Source organism: Mediterraneibacter faecis (assembly GCF_055383675.1).
This window is the reverse complement of sequence record NZ_AP043803.1, coordinates 2,890,639-2,907,785: the sequence shown is the minus strand read 5'-3', so window position 1 is coordinate 2,907,785 and position 17,147 is coordinate 2,890,639. Positions and strand designations below refer to the sequence as shown.

The window sequence follows — 17,147 nt, the reverse complement described above, 5'->3', positions numbered from 1 at the left end:
ACCTGTCCTTGCTTTAGAGAAAGCAATTCTAATTGTTAATGAGTGCAGCATTTTTATGAATCGTCTCGTCCATGATATTCTGCACATAACTTCCGATATGTTTCTTTACATCCTTATCCAGTTCATTTGGATAGATCGGAGTACCGTATTCAAGAATAACATGTGTTTTCTTAATCTTTGGAAAATGATTCTCGAAAATCTCAGCAGTATTATTCATGGAAATCGGTACGATTGGACATCCGGTCTTTGTGGCAATCTTGAAAGCACCTTCTTTGAACGGAAGCATAGTTAATTCTTCGCCTTTATTGCGGGTTCCCTCAGGGAAGATACAGATAGAAATACCCTTCTTCACATAATCAATTGCCTGCAGGATTGTTTTCAGTCCTTCCTTTGGATTCTCGCGGTCAAGGAAGAGACAATAGACGAAACGCATCCAGGTGGAAAGAAGAGGAACTTTTTCCATTTCTTTTTTCGCAATATAGCCGGTCAGGTTCTTGCATCTGTTGTAGGTAAGCAGAATGTCAAAGAAACTGCGGTGGTTTCCGATAAAGAGAACAGGTTCATCCGGTATATTCTCTTCACCGATCACGGTAACTTTCACACCGGTCATTTTCAAAATCACTTTAAATCCCCACTGGACAATACGCAGAGAACTGATGTCACGCGCATGTGGGTTGAATTTACCGATCAGCCATTCCACAAAGAAAACAGGAATAGAAAGAATCAGGTAAAGAATTAGAAAAATTGCAACAAAAATAAATCGAAACATATAATATCCTTTCTTTATCTTAAGAATAATAGAGTCGCCATAATATAAAATAACTACTGGCGCATGTAGCTTTATTATACCGTAGCAGCATAAAAAATACAACTGATGCATAGATTGAAGGGAAATAAAAAATCCGGATGGCGTTACTGTTTACAGTATCTGGAATATTGTAATGAAAAATAAAAAACAAAAGGGCATTTTAACTGTGTTTCTACTGTGTGTCTGCTTTTTTATAAGCGGATGTATTACCAGGATTGAGAAAGAGCAAAAACGAAAAGATCTGGAATATATTCTGATCGACCAGGAGCATCTTCCGGAGGAGATGACAGAAGTGCTCGGTCAGTTAAAAAAGAAAGCATTTCATTTTGTCTACTCGGATCAGGGAAAGACATATCTTGCAGAAGGATACGGTGCATGTCCGACAACAGGATATACGATTGAGGTAAAGGAACTTTATGAAACGGAGCATGCAGTTTGTTTGCATACAAGTCTGATGGGACCGGCAACTGGTGAAGAGACGAAAGAAATCACGACATTTCCATACATAGTCGTGGAAATCAGTGAAACAGAAAAAGAGGTTATGTTTGATTGAGGAGGAGCAGGATGGAAATTGTGAAGAGAGCGATACGCCTGATGCATGAGGGAAAATGTATTTACGATCAGTTTCAGCTGGACGAAGACTATAACGTTCCGGATGCGAAGGAGGATGTGGGAAATGTAATTGAAGGGACAGTCTGTGTGAAGACTGAAGATATGAAGCTTGTAGAAAATTATCTGAAAATCAGTGGAAAAGCTCAATTTAAGATTTTGTACATGACAGCCTCTTTGGATCCGCAACCGGCAGTTTTAGAAGGAAAGCTTCCATTCGAAGAGATGGTATATGTAGAACAACCGGGAGAGGAAGAATATTTCCTGAAAAATCTCAGAACAGAGTTCAGTGTATCAATGGTGCATTCCAGAAAGCTGAGTCTGCATCTGCTGACAGAGCTTGAAATTGGAAGAACCCAGATGATAAGTGAAGAAGTCACGGAAGATGTGGAAAGCGAGCATGCAGTTTATAAAAAAATGAAAAAGTTTCGTCTGCTTGGATTGTCAGACACAAAAAAAGACACTTATAGAATAAAAGAAGAGATTACATTACCGGGAACGAAGGAGAGTATCAGCCAGATTCTGTTATCCGAAGTGCACGGTAGAAAGTTAGAATTACGCCCGGGGACAGATGAGGTGACAGTCAGAGGAGAACTGCAGGTGTTCTGTCTCTATCTGTCAGAAGAATTGAAGGCAGACTGGGTCAGCCAGGTGATTCCATATGAAGGAAAACTTCTTTGCAATGGCCTGACAGAAGGAATGTTCTATTCTGTGGAACATACGCTGGAGGATACACTGGTTGATATCCGCATGGATGAGGACGGCGAGATGCGGATCCTTGGGATTGAAGGGACATTACTGCTGCGGATGAACTTTTACGAAGAGCAGGAGATGGAGTTGTTAGAAGATATTTACTCTTTGCAAGAGCAGTGTATTCCGGAAAAACAGGAGACGGTTTTTGAAGAGCTTTTAATGCAGAACCAATCCAGATATAAACTAACGGAACGGCTTTCACTTCCAGAATTAAAAGATGATGTACTTCAAGTACTCTGCAGCAGAGGGGAAATCCAGATAGAGCATACGGAGTATAGAGAAGAAGGAATCCAAATAGAAGGAATCCTGCATCTTAGCTTTCTCTACCTGAGAGGAGATGATGCAAGACCATATGGAAGCTGGCAGGGGATGATACCATTCCAACATCTGATCGAATGTTCCGATCTTCCGGAAAATGTACGTTGTACGATGAGTCACCATGTAGATCAGATCCAGGTGTCTATGGCAGGCAGTGAGGCTGTAGAAGTGAGAGCAATTCTTGCATTTGATGCATTCTTACGGCGGGAGGTAGAACTTCAGACAATCGTATCTGTCCTGGAGAAACCGCTGGATCTTGAACAGATGGATAAGAGGCCGGGAATCGTTGGTCATATTGTGCAGGAGAAAGAAGATCTCTGGGAGTTGGCAAAACAGTATATGACTACAGTTGAGGGGATTATGAATGTAAACGAATTGGAAAATGAAAATGTGAAAATAGGGGATAAATTGTTGATTTTTAAAGAAAATATGAGTATACTGTAAGTACTATGTATACAAGATACATTTGTGTAAATTTTCACATCTGGTTCTTTAGAAAACAGCGATGGAGGTACACAGGATGAATCAAATTGAATTAAAAGCACTTGCCAAGATTAATTTAGGCCTGGATGTGCTTGGAAGACGCGAGAATGGATACCATGATGTCAGAATGGTCATGCAGTCTATCTATCTGTATGATGAAGTGAAGATTGCAAAGAAAAAAGAGCCCGGAATTACACTGACAACAAATCTGAAGTTTCTTCCAACCGGGGATGGCAATATTGCTTATAAAGCAGCGCAGCTTCTGATGGATGAATTTGATCTGAAAGAAGGGGTTCAGATCACGTTGAATAAGCACATTCCGGTAGCTGCCGGTCTTGCAGGAGGAAGCTCAAATGCGGCAGCCGTTCTTTTTGGAATGAACCGGTTGTTTGGGCTGCACCTGACGCAGCAGCAGCTGATGGAACGTGGAGTGAAGCTTGGAGCAGATGTTCCGTATTGTATTATGCGCGGAACTGTTCTGGCAGAAGGAATCGGAGAAGAGTTAAGCGTTCTTCCGGCAATGCCGAAATGTACGGTACTGATCGCCAAGCCTCCGATCAGTGTTTCAACGAAGATGGTGTATGAAGCACTGGACTCCAAAGAGATTGTCGAGCATCCGGATATTGACGGAATTCTGGAAGGACTTCAGAAGGGAGATCTTCACAAGGTTGCAGATTCTATGGGGAATGTGTTAGAGGATGTGACAATACCGATGCATCCGGTGATCGCGGATATCAAGCAGGTGATGCAGGATTGCGGAGCAATCGGGGCAATGATGAGCGGAAGTGGACCAACTGTGTTTGGTCTGTTTGAAAACCGGGCATCAGCAAGAGAAGCACAGAAGATGATTCGGGACAAAGGTCTGACAAGACAGGCATACGTAACGAATATACACAACGTTAGGAGGAAGTAAAATGGGAACTGATTTTGAAGTAACAATGAACGAGTATCTGCCTCTGAGAGATGTGGTATTTAATACATTGAGACAGGCGATCCTGCGCGGAGAACTGAAACCGGGAGAGCGCCTGATGGAGATTCAGCTGGCGAATAAACTCGGAGTGAGCAGAACCCCGATCCGTGAAGCAATCCGCAAGCTGGAGCTGGAAGGTCTTGTCCTTATGATTCCGAGAAAAGGTGCGGAAGTTGCAGAGATCACAGAGAAGAATCTAAGAGATGTGCTGGAAGTGCGCTGTGCGTTAGAAGAGCTTGCGGTACAGCTTGCATGTGACAGAATGGATGAAGAAGGAGTGTGCGAGCTTCGTGCAGCAGCGGAAACGTTTGAGTCTATTCTCAACAGTGATGATATTACACAGATCGCACAGGCAGACGTTGCATTTCATGATATTATCTACGCTGCAACAGACAACCGCAGACTGATCCAGCTTCTGAATAATCTGCGCGAACAGATGTACAGATACAGAATTGAATATCTAAAGAAGAAAGAATGCTACCCACAGCTGTTGAATGAGCATCAGACAATTATTGATGCGATTGCCGGACATGATAAAGAGCTGGCTACAAAGTTTACAAGCCAACATATTAAGAACCAGGCAGAAACGGTTGTTGGCACGATCCGTGAGAAAGAAGAAAATGCTTAAAAAATAAAGAATGTGTCTCGGCACATTCTTTATTCTATATGTATGGAATTCATTTTTGTGGAAAGACTCCATGTATGAACAGAATTGATTTATCATAGATGGAGGATGGTATTATGAAGAAACGGTTTGCATTGCTCAGAAGAAAGCTGAAGTCTGTCCGAGAAGAAAAACTGCCGGGAAGAGCAGTGATTTTTTCAGTGGCAGTGGGGCTTCTGATCGCTGCTTTTTTCACAGGAATGATATATACAAAACAAGAATTATATGCACAGGAAGAAACACAGAAGCACCTGGCGCAGGAAGTGTTTCGCTTCCATGTGTTAGCGAATAGTGATAGCGAAAAAGACCAGAATCTGAAATTGCAGGTAAGAGATGCAGTATTGGATTATATGAAAGAAGAATTGTCAGAAGAACCGGAAGAGAAACAATGTCTTAAGCAGACTGTGCAGTGGGCACGTACACATACAGATGAGATCCGTGCAATCGGAGAAAAGACAGTTGCGGCGGCAGGAGAAGATCAGAGTGTGAATGTGGCTGTGACAACCTGTTATTTTCCTGACAGGACTTACGGTGATATGACATTTCCGGCGGGAAATTATCAGGCACTGCGGGTGGAACTGGGGAGTGCAGAGGGACATAACTGGTGGTGCGTGCTTTATCCGAATCTCTGCTTTCTGGATACAACGAATGCGGTGGTTCCTGATAAAGGAAAGAAACAATTGAAACAGGTACTGACGGAAGAAGAATATTCCAAAGTGACAGCAAATACAAAGTTTAAGATTGGCTGGTATTTTTGGAAATAAGAAATAAAAGAGGTTAAGAAAATGTATGAATTTGACAGCAGAGTACGTTACAGCGAGGTGGATCACCACGGTACGATGACCGTTCCGGCGTTGATCAATTATTTTCAGGATTGCAGTACCTTCCAGTCGGAGGATCTTGGAATTGGTACAACGGTTCTGAAGGAAGAGAAAAGAGCGTGGATTTTATCTTACTGGCAGGTGATCCTGAATCGGAAACCGGAGCTTGGGGAGAAAATTACAATCGGAACATTTGCAACAGAATTCAAGGGATTGTTTGGAAACAGAAACTTTTATATGAAAGATGCAGATGGAAAATATCTCGCCTGTGCGAATTCAGTCTGGGCATTTATTGATACAGAGACAGGAAGACCAACCAGGCCGCAGCCAAAGGATGTTCAGTTGTATGGAGTAGAAGAACCACTTGATATACCATATGAAGGAAGAAAAATCCGACTTCCGGAAGAGACAGATGATCTGGAAGCATTTCCGGTCAGAAAGCATCATATTGACACAAATGAGCATGTGAACAACTGTCAGTATGTGCAGATGGCATTGGAATTTCTTCCGGATGATCTTCAGATTGCACAGTTGCGTGTAGAGTATAAAAAGGCAGCTGTACTGGGAGATATGATCTATCCGAAGCTGAGTGAAGAAGCAGACAGGATTGTTGTGGAACTCTGTGACGAACAGGCAAAACCATATGCAGTTCTGGAATTTAAAGAAGAGATAGAATAGAAAGACTCCCGGATGTTCCTACAGAAATTTCTGTGAACATTCGGGAGCTTTTTGTTGCGAACAAGCAACGTTTGCAGGTGATATTTACTTATCAAGACTTGCCAGGACATCTTCCAGAACATCCTCAACAGAGTCAGTTACTTCATCTGCATAGTAGGATACACCAGGTGCACTGTTAGACATTGCGTAGCTGTGACCGACCAGTTCAAGCATTTCCAGATCATTCTGCTGATCTCCGAATGCCATACATTCTTCTGGTTTTACATGGAATAATTTCATCAGGTTAGAAAGAGCAGCACCTTTATTTGTTCCCGGAGCAATGAAGTCAATCCAGATATTTCCAGAAGTAACAACCTTAATCTCTGCACCGAACATTTCCTGTAAGTGTTCTAAATATTGCATGATTACTTTTGTGTCATCAATCATATTACAGATTGCAATCTTGAGAAACGGACCTTCGATTTTACTCAGGTCATCTATGATTTTTGTTGTGTTCTGCATGACATTTACAATATGATTTACAAAAGCTTCATGATTATCTTCGATCAGACAGGCATCTTCTCTGGAAATGAGAATATCAAAATTCGGTGATTTTTTCACTTCATCTATAATGCGGCAGGCAAGGTCATCTGCAATTATTCCGCGAGAGATTACCTTTCCCTGATGAATACAGATGGAACCATTTTCTCCAATATAGGAAATCTCGTCCTTAATCTCAGAAAACAGTCTGCGCTCATTATCATACTGGCGTCCGCTTGCAGCAACAAAGTGAACCCCTTTCTGTGTCAGTTCATGGATCAGTTCTATGGCACGAGGAGTCAGTTTCTGTGCTCCGTTATGAAGAAGCGTACCATCAAGGTCGCTTGCGATTAATTTGATCATATGTAAAATCCTCCTGATTATTCTGCAATAACTTCTTCAGCACGTTTCAGTGCAGCGCTGATATTCGGCTGGAAGTTCTCTTTTCCAACCAGTTCTGTGAATCCGGCTTTCTCCATAACTTTCATTGGCTGTTCGTTGACGTGGGAGAAGACAACCGTAATTCCCTTTGACTCACAGACTTCTACCAGATCAACCAAAGCATTCATAGCAGTACTGTCCAACGCAGGAACGCTTCGCATACGAAGAACGAGGCAGGTAGTAAAATCTTTTACGACAATGTGTTCGATCGCACTTGCTGCTCCGAAGAACAGAGGCCCTGAGATCTCATAGACACGGATCTGAAGTGGAAGTTTCTGAAGGTGTTCATCGACATCCGGGGTGTCATCATCCACATAAGTCCAGCTGTTGACGTGTGTCTCTTCGCTCATACGCTTGATAAAGAGCAGGCAGGCAAGAACCATACCAATCTCGATCGCTACGACCAGGTCGAAGAGTACTGTCAGGATAAATGAAGCAAAAAGTACAATGATATCACTCTTTGGAGCAGTCTTAACCAGTTTTACAAAGGTATGCCACTGGCACATATTGTATGCAACGATAAACAGGATTGCTGCGATTGTTGGCATTGGAATCATTCCGGCATATGGCATCAGTACGACAAGCACAATGACCAGTGTAATGGAATGAACGATTCCGGCAATCGGAGTACGTCCTCCGTTTTTAATATTTGCAGCAGTTCTTGCAATCGCTCCTGTCGCAGGGATTCCACCGAAAAGAGCAGAAGCAATGTTGCCGGCTCCCTGGGCTACAAGTTCCATGTCGGAACGGTGTTTGCCGTTGATCATTCCGTCTGCGACAACACAGGAAAGCAGAGATTCAATCGCTGCGAGAACAGCAATCGTAAATGCGTTCGGAAGAGCATTTTGAACAACTTCAAGTGATACAGCCGGAAGATGGAAGGATGGGAGAGCGTTGCTGATCGTATAAAGATTTCCAATTGTAGAAACTTTTAACGGCAGGAACTGAACCATCAGGATTCCAACGATAACTGCGATCAAAGATCCAGGGATTCTTTTAAAGATGTATGGTGCAATGATCAGAACAGCAAGACTTACTGCACCGACGATCAGTGCATCAATATTAATCGTAGAGAAGTTTTCAACAACAGCACGGAATTTCTCTGTTGTCTCGATCGGTTTTACCCCATCCGGATAGGTAAGTCCGAAGAAATCTTTCAGCTGTCCGATTACAATTGTTACAGCAATTCCGGAAGTGAATCCGGTTGTGATCGTAAATGGGATAAATTTGATCAGACTTCCGAAATGGCACAGTCCCATCAGAACCAGAAAGATACCGGCGAGGATTGTTGCAATGACAAGTCCATCCATTCCGTCTTTGGCAACAATGCCGGCGACAATTGTTGCGAATGCAGCCGTTGGTCCGGCAATCTGTACACTGCTTCCGCCGAGTGCAGAGATGACAAATCCGGCAACGATCGCAGTGAAGATACCAGCTTCCGGTCCTACACCGGATGCAAGTGCCAGTGCGATTGACAGCGGCAATGCAATAATTGCTACAATGATTCCGGCAGTTACGTCTTTGATGAACTGAGAACGATTGTAGCTCTTTAATGATGTAAGTAACATCGGCTTCAATGAATTCATTTGATAGATCAATCCTTTCTTTTGTGACAACTATAAAACATAACCTTTCAAGTATAGCATAGAAAAAGGGACACTGAGAAGAGGAAACCGTGTATGTTTTTAAAGACATGAAGAAGGGTTACTGTTCACTCCCGTGTCAATCACTTCGCTGATTGACACGGAGGATGCGTTGCTGGTCGCACATCGTGTGAACAGTAACGAGTAATGTTAAGAGAAAAAAGCTTGTATCTGATTTATAAAGGTAATATAATAGGAATAACTTGTAAAGCATGTTTTATATAATGAAAATATGTTTTACGGTAGCAAATTTGTGAATAGATCTGATAATAAAAGAGATATCACAAGAAAGAAAAGGAAGATTATTATGGGAAAATATTTTGGAACAGATGGTTTCCGTGGTGAGGCGAATGTAGTTCTTACAGTAGAGCATGCATTTAAAGTAGGACGTTATCTTGGATGGTATTTCGGACAGGACCACAAGGCCAGAATCGTGATTGGAAAAGACACAAGAAGAAGCAGCTACATGTTTGAGTATGCACTTGCTGCAGGACTGACAGCATCAGGAGCTGACGCTTACCTTCTTCATGTGACAACAACACCAAGTGTTTCATATGTAGTAAGAACAGAAGATTTTGACTGTGGACTTATGATTTCAGCGAGCCACAATCCATACTATGATAATGGTATCAAGGTAATCAACAGCGAAGGTCATAAGATGGAGGCTGAGGTTGAGGCGAAGATCGAGGCTTATATTGATGGGGAGATTGATGAGATCCCGCTGGCAACAAAAGAGAGCATTGGCCGCACAGTTGACTATGCAGCAGGAAGAAACCGTTATATCGGTCATCTGATTTCTCTCGCAACACGTTCTTTCAAGGATATGAGAGTCGGACTTGACTGTGCGAATGGTAGTGCGTCAAGCGTTGCAAAGAGTGTATTTGATGCACTTGGAGCAAAGACTTATGTAATCAACAATGAGCCAAATGGTGTGAATATTAATACAAACTGTGGTTCTACACATATCGAAGTTCTGCAGGAGTATGTAAAAGAGAAACATCTGGATATCGGATTTGCTTATGACGGAGATGCTGACAGATGTATCGCAGTTGATGAGAATGGAAATGTTGTAGATGGAGACCGCATTATGTATGTATGTGGTAAATATCTCATGGAGCAGGGAAAACTGAAAGACAATACAGTTGTTACAACAATCATGTCTAACCTTGGACTTTATAAAGCTTGTGATAAGATTGGTATGAAGTATGAGCAGACAGCAGTTGGTGACAAGTACGTTTACGAGAACATGCTTAAGAACGGATATGTTCTTGGAGGAGAGCAGTCCGGACATATCATCTTCAGCAAACATGCACGTACAGGTGACGGTATCCTGACATCTCTTATGGTTATGGAAGCAATCATTGAGAAGAAGCAGACACTTGGAACACTTGCAGATGAAGTGAAGATCTTCCCACAGCTTCTGAAGAATGTTCGTGTAAAGGATAAGAAGACAGCACTGGATAACGCAGCAGTTCAGGCGGCAGTAGAGAAAACAGCTGAAGAACTTGGAACAGACGGACGTATCCTTGTTCGCGAGAGTGGAACAGAGCCGGTAATCCGTGTTATGGTAGAAGCAGCTTCTGACGAGATCTGTGAGAAGTATGTAGACAGCGTAGTGAAAGTAATTGAAAGCGAAGGACTTTGCGAGTAAATAATTAAGAATGGAACAGGGTTGCTGGATAACAGCTATGAAAAGGACATCTTGCGGGAGTAAATCTCTGCAGGATGTCCTTTTTCACTAAAAAAGAAGAGAAACATTTCGAAAAATGAATCCCTTCTTTCAATATCTGATCGAAAATTCTTATCTGATTTAAAATCAGTCGATATATTTCAGCCATCCTTCCGGTGCTTCGATACGTCCCATCTGGATACCTGTCAGTGTATCGCGAAGTTTTGCGATTGTAGGTCCCATCTGTTCCATTCCACTTGGGAAGCAGATTTCTTCTCCGTGGTTGACAATCTTACCAACCGGTGAGATAACAGCGGCTGTTCCGCACAGACCACATTCAGCGAAGTCTTTTACTTCATCAAAGTAAACATCTCTTTCTTCTACTTTCAGTCCGAGATAATGTTCAGCAACATACATCAGAGAACGTCTTGTGATAGACGGAAGAATTGTTGTGGAGTGTGGTGTAACTACAGTGTTATCTTTTGTTACGAACAGGAAGTTTGCTCCACCTGTTTCCTCAACTTTTGTTCTTGTAGCGGAGTCAAGGTACATATTTTCATCAAAACCATTTGCGTGAGCTGTAACAATTGCGTGAAGGCTCATTGCATAGTTCAGTCCGGCTTTGATGTGTCCTGTTCCATGCGGTGCGGCGCGGTCAAAGTCTGATACGCACAGTGTCAGTGGTTTCACGCCGCCCTTGAAGTACGGTCCAACCGGAGTGGCAAATACACGGAACTGATAGTCAGTAGCCGGTTTTACACCAATTACAGGATTGATTCCGAACATATAAGGTCTGATATAAAGTGTTGCTCCTGTTCCGTAAGGTGGAACGTAAGCTTCATTTGCCTTTACTGTCTGAACAATAGCATCAACGAATTTATCTTCCGGGAAAGGCGGCATCTCAAGACGTTTCGCTGAGTCGACCATACGCTTCGCATTGAGGTCCGGACGGAAAGTGACAATGTGTCCATCCTCTGTTGTGTAAGCCTTCATTCCTTCAAATACTGTCTGTGCATACTGAAGAACTCCGGCACATTCATTCATGACGATGTTAGGATCTTCTGTGAGACCACCTTCATCCCATGCTCCATCTTTATAATTAGCTACAAAACGCTTATCTGTAGGGATATATCCGAATCCGATATTTTCCCAGTCAATGTTTTTTTTCTCCATTGTAGTAAATCCTCCATTCCTTTATGCGGCGAAAGACCGTATGATTTCTAATTAACGCTATTATAATACCGTCAATTGAAAAAATCAAGAGTGCGCTCTGTTTTTTGAAAATGTTTTTACGGACATGTAATAGTCAGAATCTAAATCCTGCAACTAAATAGTTACAATAACTGTCTGATATCCGGCACGCTTCAACCGGCGTTCCATTTTTACAGCTTCGTCAAGCGTATCATATTCTCCGACCGTTACCCGGAATAAACCATCCCCTTCTGTCAAAACAGCAGGAAAATTCATTTCGGTTAATTCATTCAGGAGCCGTCGTGCATATCGTTCACTGCGGAAAGCCCCGGTCTGCACTGCATAGTGAGGGAGAGAAGAATCACTGCTGATTTCTCCGCTTTCTTCTAATGTATCAAGGATTCCCTCAGCAATCGCAAGCGCAATATCATCAAAGTTATCATCAAAGAGCCGGTTATCAGTGTCAGAGTTGATAAATCCGACCTCTACCAGAACCGCCGGCATCTGTGTACGGCGCAGAACGACCAGACCGGGGCGCTCTTTTACGCCGAGATTGATGAAACCGAGAGCTTCCAATCCCTCATTAATATTTTGAGCCATTGTGTACTTCAGACCGGATTTGTTGTAAACTAGAGATTCTACGCCGGATACGGTATTATCTGTCGGATAAGAATTACGGTGAATAGACAGAAAGAAGTCTGCACCGGCTGCATTTGCTTCCAATGCTTTCTGATATGGAGATTCATAAATGTCTGTTGTACGTGTATAGAGTACATCAATTCCATGTTCCTGCAGCAGTTCTCCAATGGCAAGTGTTAAAGATAAAGTGTCATCCTTTTCCCGTCGGCCGTTATAGACAGCCCCGGGATCACGACCGCCATGACCTGCATCAAGCATGATAGAATAAGACATATAATCACCTCATTATTTTGTGCTTCTATATATTATATGAAAGCGTGCATTGCCTGTGAAACGTCAAAAAATGCCGGCTGCGATAATGCAGCCGACATTTTAAAAAGTTCTATTCATGTGAGTGTTTGTCAGTTTCAGAAGGATCTGAATTCTCTTCATCCGCTTCTTCCTCTGTATCTGCTCTTTCAGGAAGATAAACATGTACCGTTTCTACGCGGTTCTTATCCAACTTCTCGACCACCAGACGAATTCCATCTTCAGTGACAACTTCATCACCCATCTGAGGTAAACGGTCCAGATGTTCGATGATCAGTCCTCCAAGAGAATCATAATCTTCAGAGTTAAGTTCTGTATGTAAGTGATCGTTCACATCATCAAGACTCATGGAGCCTTCGATAATATATTCATGATCAGAAATCTCTTTGATCAGTTCATCTTCATTCTCATCATATTCATCATGAATCTCACCGACAATCTCTTCCAGAATATCTTCCAAAGTGATGAGTCCTGCCATCTCACCGTACTCATCCAGAACAATTGCAATATTAAAAGTAGAATCTCTCATCTCTACAAGAAGTTCAGAGATATCTTTGAACTCATAAGTGAAATGAGGTTTTCTTAAGAAATCCCGGATATTGAACGGTGTATCATGATCGTAAAGAAGCAGATCCTTCATGTTAATAATACCGACAACATTATCCTGTGTCTCTTCGTAAACAGGAAGTCTTGTGAATTTGTCTTCACGGAAAATATCAATCAATTCATCGAAGGTACTATTGACATCAGCAAATGTAACATGTACGCGAGGAACCATAATGTCTTTCGCCTTGGCATCGCCGAGATCGAATACGTTGTAGATCATCTCTTTTTCATCAGACTCGATTACACCATCTTCATGGCTGACATCCACAATGGTACGAAGTTCTTCTTCTGTCATAGCTTTATTCGCCGCATCCGGATCTACGCGAAGGATCAGCATGATTCCGCGGGAAAACAAGTTAATGATGAAAATGACAGGAGTCATGACCGTCATGAAAAACTTGATGACCGGAATATAGCGAAGGGTAAGCTTCTCAGCGTTGATCGTTGCATAATTCTTCGGTGTAATTTCTCCAAATACAAGGATTGCCACTGTCAGAATCAGTGTAGCAATGCTGACCATGTATCCACCAAATGAATAGGCAAGGGTTGTAGCAAGAGAAGATGCTGAAACATTCACAATGTTATTACCAATCAGGATCGCACTGAGCATCTTCGCTGTGTGATTCTCTGTGATATCAAGAGCCAAAGCTGCCCGCTTGTTCCCACCGTCTGCGAGAGAGCGGAGTTTAATTTTATTCACTGACATCAGCGCAGTCTCGGTTGATGAAAAAAATGATGAAAACAATAGTAAAATTAACAGTATAATTAATAGGTACGTGTCACCTGCGTCCACTTTAAATATTCACTCCTTTGATTAAAAAATGTGCCTCCAAAGAGGCTTGGTTAATTTTAGATATACGCATTCATTATACATGGTTTATTAGTGTTTGGCAAGGCAATATACTTTACTTTATGAAGTGGGTGGTGTATGATGTTGATGACTGATAAGAATATTTAATACTATTATATAGAAGAAACGGAGTATAGATATGGAATTGTACAATAGATTGTGCACTATTACAAAACAGGAAAATGTAATGAAAGATGAGCCGATGAAGAAACATACAACATTTCGTATTGGTGGTCCGGCAGATTATTTCGTGACACCTGAATCAAAGGAAGAGATCCAGGCAATCGTTGAGTTATGCAAAAAAGAGGAAATCCCATATTCCGTGATCGGAAACGGAAGTAATCTTCTTGTTGGAGATAAGGGATATCGTGGTGTAATTCTTCAGATTTTTAAGAAAATGAATCAGATCAGGGTAGAAGAGAATAAGATTTATGCCGGAGCAGGCGCACTTCTGTCGAAGATTGCGGCGGCTGCACTGGCTGATTCATTAACCGGTTTTGAATTTGCAGCAGGGATTCCGGGAACATTAGGCGGAGCCGTCCGTATGAATGCGGGTGCATACGGTGGAGAGATGAAGCAGGTACTTGAGAGTGTGGAAGTGATGACAGCAGATGGAGAATTTCTCACGATCCCGGTAGAAGAGATGGGGCTTGCTTATCGGACAAGCGTGGTAGAACAGAAGAATTATATTGTTCTTGAAGCAGTGATTTCTCTTGAAAAAGGAAATCCGGAGAAGATCAAAGAAGTGATGGATGATCTGAAAGAAAAAAGAGTGACAAAGCAGCCATTAGAGTATGCAAGTGCAGGAAGTACATTTAAGCGTCCGGAAGGATATTTCGCAGGAAAACTGATTGAAGATGCAGGACTTCGCGGATTCAGGGTCGGAGATGCACAGGTATCTGAAAAGCATTGCGGTTTCGTGATCAACAGAGGGAATGCAAGCGCAGCAGAGGTTATGGAACTGATGCGTCAGGTAGAAGATAAAGTGGAAGAAAATTCAGGAGTCCGTCTGGAAGCGGAAGTAAGAAGAATAGGAGAGTTTTGATATGCGTTTTGTTATCGTAACAGGGATGTCAGGAGCGGGAAAATCAACAGCACTTAAGATGCTTGAGGATATGGGATATTTCTGTGTGGACAATCTGCCAATCTCAATGTTTCCTGGATTTGTGCAGATGATTGAGAATTCAGAAACTTCAATGAAGAAAGTGGCATTGGGAGTCGATGTGCGAAGCGGACAGGATATTTCTGGATTAGAGAAAGACCTTGAGCAAATGGACGAAAAGGGGATCAAATATGAGATTCTGTTTCTGGACGCAAAGGATTCTGTACTTGTAAAGCGATACAAAGAAACGAGAAGACAGCACCCTCTGAGCGGGTCGGGACGTGTGGATACCGGTATTGCGAAAGAACGTGAGAAGACCGCATTTTTGAAAATGAAGGCAACGTATATTCTTGATACAAGTAAGATGCTGACAAGAGAACTGAAGATTGAACTTGAGAAGATTTTTGTGAAAGGTGAGAGTTTTTGCAATCTCTATATCACAGTAATGTCCTTTGGTTTTAAATACGGAATTCCGCAGGACGCAGACCTTGTATTCGATGTGCGTTTTCTTCCGAATCCGTACTATATTGATGCATTGAAAGAAAAAACAGGAAATGATCCGGAAGTCCAGGATTATGTCATGCAGAATGACAAGGGACCGATTTTCCTTGAAAAATTAAAAGACATGGTTGAATTTCTGATTCCAAATTATATTTTGGAGGGAAAAAACCAGCTTGTGATCGCAATTGGATGTACCGGCGGAAAGCATAGATCTGTAACGCTGGCAAATGCGTTATATCACACGCTTGAGACAGAGGAAAGTTATGGCGTCCGTATTGAACATCGTGATATCGGGAAGGATAGTATCACAAAGAGAAAGTAAAAGGTGGAAAATATGTCATTTTCTGGAAAAGTGAAGGAAGAGCTTGCAAGGAACATCAGTTCAGCCAGACATTGCCAGATTGCGGAACTGACGGCTTTTATTGGCATGTGCGGGACGGTTGTAATCAATAGTTTTGACCGGTGCAGTATCAAGATTCGTACAGAAAACATTTTAGTTGCAAGAAAGGTCTTTACATTAATAGAAAAAACATTTAATATAAGGAGTGATATTTCCGTTCGGAGAAATATAAAGAAGCAGACAGAGACCTATTCTGTTATCGTAAAAAAGCATGAAGATGCGATACGTATCTTACAGGCTACGAAGATGATAGGGGAACAGCAGGAGAATGCGGAAGAGTTGCATGCCGTGAATCCGATGATTGTCCAACAGGTTTGTTGTCGAAGAGCATTTCTCCGCGGAACGTTTCAGGCGTCCGGATCTATGAGTGATCCGAACAAGGCATATCATTTTGAGATTGTCTGTTCCACAGAAGAGATGGCACATCAGATCTGTGATCTGATCTGCAGTTTTTCTATGGACGCAAAGATCGTGCTCAGAAAAAAGTCGTATGTTGTTTACCTGAAAGAAGGAGCACAGATAGTAGATATTCTGAATATCATGGAGGCACATGTCTCATTAATGGAACTTGAGAATGTAAGAATTCTCAAGGAGATGAGAAATTCTGTGAACAGAAAAGTGAATTGTGAAACTGCCAATATTAATAAGACAGTATCAGCAGCAGTGAAACAGCTGGAAGATATTACATATTTGAGAGATCAGATAGGATTTGAGAATATACCGAAAGGATTAGTCGAGGCCGCTCTTGCCCGCCTCGAGCATCCGGAAGCAACATTGAAGGAACTGGGAGAATCCCTGAATCCTCCGGTTGGAAAATCGGGTATCAACCACAGACTGCGTAAGCTGAGTGAGATGGCAGACAAAGTTCGGCAAGAACAAGGAGGATTATTATGATTAAGACATCTGTTGTAGTGAAAGCGGACCCAGGGTTTGATGGACGGCCGATCGCCCTTCTCGTACAGGAAGCCAGCCAGTATGCGAGCAAAGTGTACATTCAGGTAGCCGAGAAGAACATCAATGCAAAGAGTATTATGGGTATGATGAGTCTGAATCTGATCGGAGGCGAGGAGATTACTGTTGTGACAGACGGCGAGGACGAGCAGAAAGCAGCGGAAGGCATTAAGACATTTTTTGCTAACGTATAATAACAATAAGATGGTAATTGAAGTCACA

At 42.2% G+C, this 17,147-nt stretch carries 17 protein-coding genes; 11 read left to right on the top strand and 6 right to left on the bottom strand.

The window, feature by feature from the left end:
• Positions 1–28: 28 nt before the first annotated feature.
• On the bottom strand, positions 29–769 hold the full coding sequence (locus ACZ47Z_RS13780; RefSeq protein WP_054753066.1) for a lysophospholipid acyltransferase family protein: 741 nt from the start codon (positions 767–769) through the stop codon (positions 29–31).
• A 172-nt stretch (positions 770–941) separates the two neighbouring features.
• On the opposite strand from ACZ47Z_RS13780, the gene ACZ47Z_RS13775 reads away from it, so the two are divergent.
• The 6 genes from ACZ47Z_RS13775 to ACZ47Z_RS13750 all read left to right on the top strand — a co-directional run bounded on the left by ACZ47Z_RS13775 (position 942) and on the right by ACZ47Z_RS13750 (position 6,104).
• Positions 942–1,361, top strand: coding sequence for a protease complex subunit PrcB family protein (locus tag ACZ47Z_RS13775; RefSeq protein WP_054753068.1), 420 nt, complete (start codon positions 942–944; stop codon positions 1,359–1,361).
• Between the two features lie 11 nt (positions 1,362–1,372).
• Positions 1,373–2,932: a DUF3794 and LysM peptidoglycan-binding domain-containing protein gene (locus ACZ47Z_RS13770; protein ID WP_464525658.1), complete on the top strand. Its 1,560-nt coding sequence runs from the start codon at positions 1,373–1,375 to the stop codon at positions 2,930–2,932.
• 76 nt (positions 2,933–3,008) lie between these two features.
• A complete protein-coding gene (gene ispE / locus ACZ47Z_RS13765) occupies positions 3,009–3,884 on the top strand; it encodes a 4-(cytidine 5'-diphospho)-2-C-methyl-D-erythritol kinase (RefSeq protein ID WP_464525657.1) in 876 nt (291 codons plus the stop codon).
• Between the two features lies 1 nt (position 3,885).
• Positions 3,886–4,569, top strand: coding sequence for a GntR family transcriptional regulator (locus tag ACZ47Z_RS13760; protein WP_237984644.1), 684 nt, complete (start codon positions 3,886–3,888; stop codon positions 4,567–4,569).
• Positions 4,570–4,682: 113 nt separating this feature from the next.
• Positions 4,683–5,369: a stage II sporulation protein R gene (gene spoIIR / locus ACZ47Z_RS13755; RefSeq protein WP_464525656.1), complete on the top strand. Its 687-nt coding sequence runs from the start codon at positions 4,683–4,685 to the stop codon at positions 5,367–5,369.
• 21 nt (positions 5,370–5,390) lie between these two features.
• On the top strand, positions 5,391–6,104 hold the full coding sequence (locus ACZ47Z_RS13750; RefSeq protein WP_464525655.1) for an acyl-[acyl-carrier-protein] thioesterase: 714 nt from the start codon (positions 5,391–5,393) through the stop codon (positions 6,102–6,104).
• 84 nt (positions 6,105–6,188) lie between these two features.
• On the opposite strand, the gene ACZ47Z_RS13745 is transcribed toward ACZ47Z_RS13750, so the two are convergent.
• Both ACZ47Z_RS13745 and ACZ47Z_RS13740 read right to left on the bottom strand, forming a co-directional pair.
• Complete coding sequence (locus ACZ47Z_RS13745; RefSeq protein WP_464525654.1) at positions 6,189–6,986, bottom strand: HAD family hydrolase; 798 nt, start codon at positions 6,984–6,986, stop codon at positions 6,189–6,191.
• 17 nt (positions 6,987–7,003) lie between these two features.
• Entirely contained in the window at positions 7,004–8,650 is a 1,647-nt protein-coding gene (locus tag ACZ47Z_RS13740; protein WP_464525653.1) for a SulP family inorganic anion transporter, read from the bottom strand.
• 364 nt (positions 8,651–9,014) lie between these two features.
• On the opposite strand from ACZ47Z_RS13740, the gene glmM reads away from it, so the two are divergent.
• Positions 9,015–10,358, top strand: coding sequence for a phosphoglucosamine mutase (gene glmM / locus ACZ47Z_RS13735; protein WP_055147962.1), 1,344 nt, complete (start codon positions 9,015–9,017; stop codon positions 10,356–10,358).
• Between the two features lie 165 nt (positions 10,359–10,523).
• On the opposite strand, the gene ACZ47Z_RS13730 is transcribed toward glmM, so the two are convergent.
• The 3 genes from ACZ47Z_RS13730 to ACZ47Z_RS13720 form a co-directional block, all read right to left on the bottom strand.
• Positions 10,524–11,549: a branched-chain amino acid aminotransferase gene (locus ACZ47Z_RS13730; RefSeq protein ID WP_020437239.1), complete on the bottom strand. Its 1,026-nt coding sequence runs from the start codon at positions 11,547–11,549 to the stop codon at positions 10,524–10,526.
• Between the two features lie 153 nt (positions 11,550–11,702).
• The gene (locus tag ACZ47Z_RS13725) at positions 11,703–12,479 is read right to left on the bottom strand and encodes an N-acetylmuramoyl-L-alanine amidase (RefSeq protein ID WP_117827410.1); all 777 of its coding nucleotides are present in this window, start codon (positions 12,477–12,479) and stop codon (positions 11,703–11,705) included.
• 109 nt (positions 12,480–12,588) lie between these two features.
• Complete coding sequence (locus ACZ47Z_RS13720) at positions 12,589–13,914, bottom strand: HlyC/CorC family transporter (protein ID WP_081016886.1); 1,326 nt, start codon at positions 13,912–13,914, stop codon at positions 12,589–12,591.
• Between the two features lie 196 nt (positions 13,915–14,110).
• Between ACZ47Z_RS13720 and murB the strand changes: the two genes are divergently transcribed.
• From murB to ACZ47Z_RS13700, 4 genes are read left to right on the top strand one after another with little or no spacing between them, the layout of a single operon-like run.
• Positions 14,111–15,016 carry a UDP-N-acetylmuramate dehydrogenase gene (gene murB / locus ACZ47Z_RS13715; protein WP_054753079.1) on the top strand — a complete coding sequence of 302 codons (906 nt, stop codon included), beginning with the start codon at positions 14,111–14,113 and terminating at the stop codon, positions 15,014–15,016.
• 1 nt (position 15,017) lies between these two features.
• The gene (rapZ, locus tag ACZ47Z_RS13710) at positions 15,018–15,896 is read left to right on the top strand and encodes an RNase adapter RapZ (protein ID WP_054753081.1); all 879 of its coding nucleotides are present in this window, start codon (positions 15,018–15,020) and stop codon (positions 15,894–15,896) included.
• A 12-nt stretch (positions 15,897–15,908) separates the two neighbouring features.
• Positions 15,909–16,868 carry a DNA-binding protein WhiA gene (gene whiA / locus ACZ47Z_RS13705; protein WP_055147949.1) on the top strand — a complete coding sequence of 320 codons (960 nt, stop codon included), beginning with the start codon at positions 15,909–15,911 and terminating at the stop codon, positions 16,866–16,868.
• Complete coding sequence (locus tag ACZ47Z_RS13700) at positions 16,865–17,119, top strand: HPr family phosphocarrier protein (RefSeq protein ID WP_015528640.1); 255 nt, start codon at positions 16,865–16,867, stop codon at positions 17,117–17,119. Before whiA ends, ACZ47Z_RS13700 begins: the two co-directional genes overlap by 4 nt.
• The last annotated feature ends 28 nt before the right edge of the window (positions 17,120–17,147 follow it).

Coding starts and splice junctions, on each gene's coding strand:
- ACZ47Z_RS13780 (WP_054753066.1), bottom strand. CDS start 769: ATGTTTCGATTTATTTTTGTTGCAATTTTTCTAATTCTTTACCTGATT.
- ACZ47Z_RS13775 (WP_054753068.1), top strand. CDS start 942: ATGAAAAATAAAAAACAAAAGGGCATTTTAACTGTGTTTCTACTGTGT.
- ACZ47Z_RS13770 (WP_464525658.1), top strand. CDS start 1,373: ATGGAAATTGTGAAGAGAGCGATACGCCTGATGCATGAGGGAAAATGT.
- ispE (WP_464525657.1), top strand. CDS start 3,009: ATGAATCAAATTGAATTAAAAGCACTTGCCAAGATTAATTTAGGCCTG.
- ACZ47Z_RS13760 (WP_237984644.1), top strand. CDS start 3,886: ATGGGAACTGATTTTGAAGTAACAATGAACGAGTATCTGCCTCTGAGA.
- spoIIR (WP_464525656.1), top strand. CDS start 4,683: ATGAAGAAACGGTTTGCATTGCTCAGAAGAAAGCTGAAGTCTGTCCGA.
- ACZ47Z_RS13750 (WP_464525655.1), top strand. CDS start 5,391: ATGTATGAATTTGACAGCAGAGTACGTTACAGCGAGGTGGATCACCAC.
- ACZ47Z_RS13745 (WP_464525654.1), bottom strand. CDS start 6,986: ATGATCAAATTAATCGCAAGCGACCTTGATGGTACGCTTCTTCATAAC.
- ACZ47Z_RS13740 (WP_464525653.1), bottom strand. CDS start 8,650: ATGAATTCATTGAAGCCGATGTTACTTACATCATTAAAGAGCTACAAT.
- glmM (WP_055147962.1), top strand. CDS start 9,015: ATGGGAAAATATTTTGGAACAGATGGTTTCCGTGGTGAGGCGAATGTA.
- ACZ47Z_RS13730 (WP_020437239.1), bottom strand. CDS start 11,549: ATGGAGAAAAAAAACATTGACTGGGAAAATATCGGATTCGGATATATC.
- ACZ47Z_RS13725 (WP_117827410.1), bottom strand. CDS start 12,479: ATGTCTTATTCTATCATGCTTGATGCAGGTCATGGCGGTCGTGATCCC.
- murB (WP_054753079.1), top strand. CDS start 14,111: ATGGAATTGTACAATAGATTGTGCACTATTACAAAACAGGAAAATGTA.
- rapZ (WP_054753081.1), top strand. CDS start 15,018: ATGCGTTTTGTTATCGTAACAGGGATGTCAGGAGCGGGAAAATCAACA.
- whiA (WP_055147949.1), top strand. CDS start 15,909: ATGTCATTTTCTGGAAAAGTGAAGGAAGAGCTTGCAAGGAACATCAGT.
- ACZ47Z_RS13700 (WP_015528640.1), top strand. CDS start 16,865: ATGATTAAGACATCTGTTGTAGTGAAAGCGGACCCAGGGTTTGATGGA.